Genomic DNA, 3,639 nt, shown 5'->3' with positions numbered 1-3,639 from the left:
CGAGAACCATTAAGCTCATTACCCCATTCTTGTGATGCTTCAATATCAAAGGTAGGATAAAAATTGCCTTTTGCTTGTTTATATTGATATTCAGCAGCATCAATATCATTACTAGCAACATACATCACAGGATTATTCTTTTTAGCAATTTTTATTGCATCATCAAGAGAGTTTGGAATGAAGTTAGCGTCAACTTCTGGTGTAACCAAACTATCTGGAAATGTTCCCACGGTGCGAGCAAATTCTGTTTTCTTATCGTTTAAGTTACTTTGGGCTGCCAATAAATTGGTTTTTGAACGGGCAAGGCGGCCTTCTACTTGTGCTAAGTCTGCTGTTGAACCGATACCTGCATCAGCACGTTTTTTAATATCCACATACATATGTTGGTGGACTTTATAATTCGATTCAGAGAGTTTTAAAACAGCTTCTGCACGTAGAACATCAAGATACACTTCTGCTGTTTTTAATGCCTTATCTTGGGCATCTGAAAGTAACTGATAGCGTTGAGCCTCGGTTTCTGATTGGTTACGGTTAATGTTATTCCAAGTAATAGAACCGTCCCACAATAGCTGTCGAATACTGATTTCAGCTTGTTTGGGGTCATATTCTCCCTTAGTACCAAACTCATTATCATAATTGTTGTAACCAACCCCTGCACGAAGATCAACAGAAGGCAAATAATCACCTTTTGCTACATCTATCATTGAGTTACGACTCATAAACTCATTGAAAGCACTTTTAATTTCAGGGTTTGATGCTAGTGTTTCAGCGACTGCCTGCTCTAATGATTGAGCCATAACAGGCATGGTCATCAGAGAGGCTCCTATCGTGAAGACTAATTTCTTTAACGTATTATTTTTCATATTTACTCTCTTAAAGCAGAATGACGAGCTTTTAATATAGGTTTAAGTAGATAGTCCAGAACTGAGCGTTTTCCTGTGATTATATCTACAGAAGCTGTCATACCTGGGATGATAGGTAACGATTCACCATTTGGTGCAGTAAGACTATTTTTATCCGTTCTAACTCTCACTTGATAGAAACTGTTACCTTCCTTATCTTGGATCGTATCAGCACTGATGGTTTCAACCACGCCGTCAAGACCACCATAGCTAGTAAAATCGTATGCAGTAAATTTCACTATTGCTTTTAGCCCTGGTCGTAAGAAGCCAATATCTTGCGGTGCGATTTTTGCCTCAATAAGTAATGTATCTTCTGTAGGTACTATTTCGATTAAGTTCATGCCGGGCTGAATAACACCGCCAACAGTATTAACATAAATCTTTTGAATAGTGCCGGTAACAGGAGATACCACCGTGGTTCTTTTGACACGATCTTCTAATCCGATTCGGGTCTCGTTCATACTAGATAATTGATCACTAGTATCATTAAGCTTTGACTGAATATCACTTCTAAATTGCAGTGCAATATCCATATATTTGAAAGTAGCTTCTTTAATCGCGGATTTTGCTACGGGAGCTTGCAGCCGGGCTGAGGTTAAATCTCGTTTTGTATCATTTAATGAACGTTGCAATTTTAGCAGTTCAATTTTAGGTACAACACCTTCATCTGCTAGAGGCTTAGTGATGTTATACTCTTTGAGAGCAATGTTGTAACTGCGTTGTAGATTAGCGATTCTAGATTGATTTTCTGTTAATTCTCTTTGTTTTTGAGAGATTTGTTGAGCAACGACTGATAATTGGTTTTCGAGGTTCGAAATATTATCTCGATATTCATTCTGTTGACGTCGAACTTTATCTGGATGTGATTTTTTATACTCACTAGTAAAGGCCAGTTGAGCCGGTTCTATAACCACCGTTTTTTGCCAATCCTTCGATGCTTGAGATTTATCTACTTTAATACTAGCAAGTAAGCCATTAAAGCGAATAATATCTGCTTGTAAACCAGCGACGCTTTGATCTTTTTCTTTATAGTCTGATTGAAATAGAGTGTCATCAATCAGTAATAGTTTTTGTCCCTTTGTTACATGTTCGCCTTCGCGCACCATAACTTGCTTAACGATACCACCTTCAAGGTTTTGTACGACTTGCAATTGACTTGATGGAATTACCTTACCAATCCCGGTTGTTACTTTGTCTAACTTAGCGACCGATGCCCATGCGAAAGCTACAATAAAAAAGAGCAGTATTACCCAAAGTAAAATACGTGCACTAGTTGGTGTGTTAAGTAGCAGTGCAGCTGATTTATCATCAATAAAATCCAGATTGGATAGAGTATTTTTTTTATCATTATTGGCCATCATGCATCCATCACAATTTGAGTAAATATCTATAGTAAGTAGGGACTAGTCAGGTTTAAATCAAAGCAAAGGGACATGAACTAGCAAACTTAAACTATCGCATTTTAAAGTAGTAAATTTTTGTTTATCTTACTATTAATTTTACAGATGCAACATGCATTTGGTTGCTAGATAATAAAGTGACAAATTATTGGCGTAAAGTATTTTCTTCAAATGCAGTTCACGTTATTATCATCGATTAGTAAAACTTATTATAATGATAAATTATTCTAATCAGGAATAACTATACCTCTATAACATTTGTTGGTGGTAGAATGGAAAATCTAAATAAAGTAGTCAAAATTCAAAATGGTGAAGCATTTATACTATCTGCTAGTGGCAAAATTGTACGAGTAGCAGATAAACATGCCTTAACGGAAGATGAAATTTTATTGCTTGATAAAAATACTCAAGCAGTCTTGGTTGATGAGTTTGATTCAGAATCGTCTGCTTTTTCAGATGATTGCATATCATGTATCGCTGTTAATAATAATGATCAAATAATAGAACAGCAATTACCGGAAAATGCTCAATTAAATTTATCAGAATTGCTAGAAGGTAATGTCTCAGCCGATGAAATAGCTGCAATTCAAAATGCAATATTATCAGGAGAAGATCCGACTCAAACACAAGAAGCACCTGCTGCAGGTATCGTTTTAGCCGGCTCTGCAATTGGGCGATTTATTACGATTGATTATGATAATGATTCCATGCTTGCTGAAGCCGGATTTGATACATCGTATGATCCGTCATCTCAACAAAGTGTTGAAGAACCACTAGCAATACTAATTGCTGAAGGTGGAGAGCAAATCTCTTTACAAGTAACAGAAGGGGATTTAAGTGATCGTTCTTACCCAGTATCCACATCTCAAATAATTACAATAGAAGCAGGTTCTCTTCCTCTCGATCCCGACTCATTTACATTTACACCATCTTCCCTCACTTCATTACTGAATGAATTATCATCAGATATTCGCTCTAGTGGTCAACCTGTTCTATTCATATTTGATTCAAATTCTATTGTTGGCACTCAGAATGGCCAAATAATCTTAACTATAGAGATTAAAGGTGTTGGTACGCATGATAACAATGCTGATATTGAAGTTATCACAACCATTCATGCACCTATTGATCATAACTCAAGTGATTCAAATGGCGTAGTTACTAGTTCTGGTGATCAAATACATATCAATTTTGATATCACAGGAACGGATACAAGTGGTAACGAGATAGATAATCCAATCAACACAGATGTAACAATTGTTGATGGTCAAAACCCAAGCTTTGGTACCGACTCTGGTGTCACCATCAATGAAAGCACTGAAAAAGGCCAAGTGATC

General features: G+C 36.6%; 3 protein-coding genes. 1 reads left to right on the top strand and 2 read right to left on the bottom strand.

Annotated features, from left to right (window positions below):
* Both I3255_RS13330 and I3255_RS13325 read right to left on the bottom strand, forming a co-directional pair.
* A partial coding sequence (locus tag I3255_RS13330) for a TolC family protein (protein ID WP_238039244.1) occupies positions 1-863 on the bottom strand: 863 nt, incomplete at its 3' end.
* Between the two features lie 2 nt (positions 864-865).
* On the bottom strand, positions 866-2,260 hold the full coding sequence (locus I3255_RS13325; protein ID WP_238039243.1) for an HlyD family type I secretion periplasmic adaptor subunit: 1,395 nt from the start codon (positions 2,258-2,260) through the stop codon (positions 866-868).
* A 314-nt stretch (positions 2,261-2,574) separates the two neighbouring features.
* On the opposite strand from I3255_RS13325, the gene I3255_RS13320 reads away from it, so the two are divergent.
* The coding region (locus tag I3255_RS13320; protein WP_238039242.1) for a retention module-containing protein at positions 2,575-3,639 on the top strand (1,065 nt) is incomplete at its 3' end.

Source organism: Psychrobacter sp. Ps6, from assembly GCF_022129235.1.
GTDB lineage: Bacteria > Pseudomonadota > Gammaproteobacteria > Pseudomonadales > Moraxellaceae > Psychrobacter.
This window is presented reverse-complemented; position numbering and strand designations above follow the sequence as displayed.

What these genes read in the sequence shown, in the direction of transcription:
- I3255_RS13325 (WP_238039243.1), bottom strand. Translation starts at nt 2,260, where the DNA reads ATGGCCAATAATGATAAAAAAAATACTCTATCCAATCTGGATTTTATT.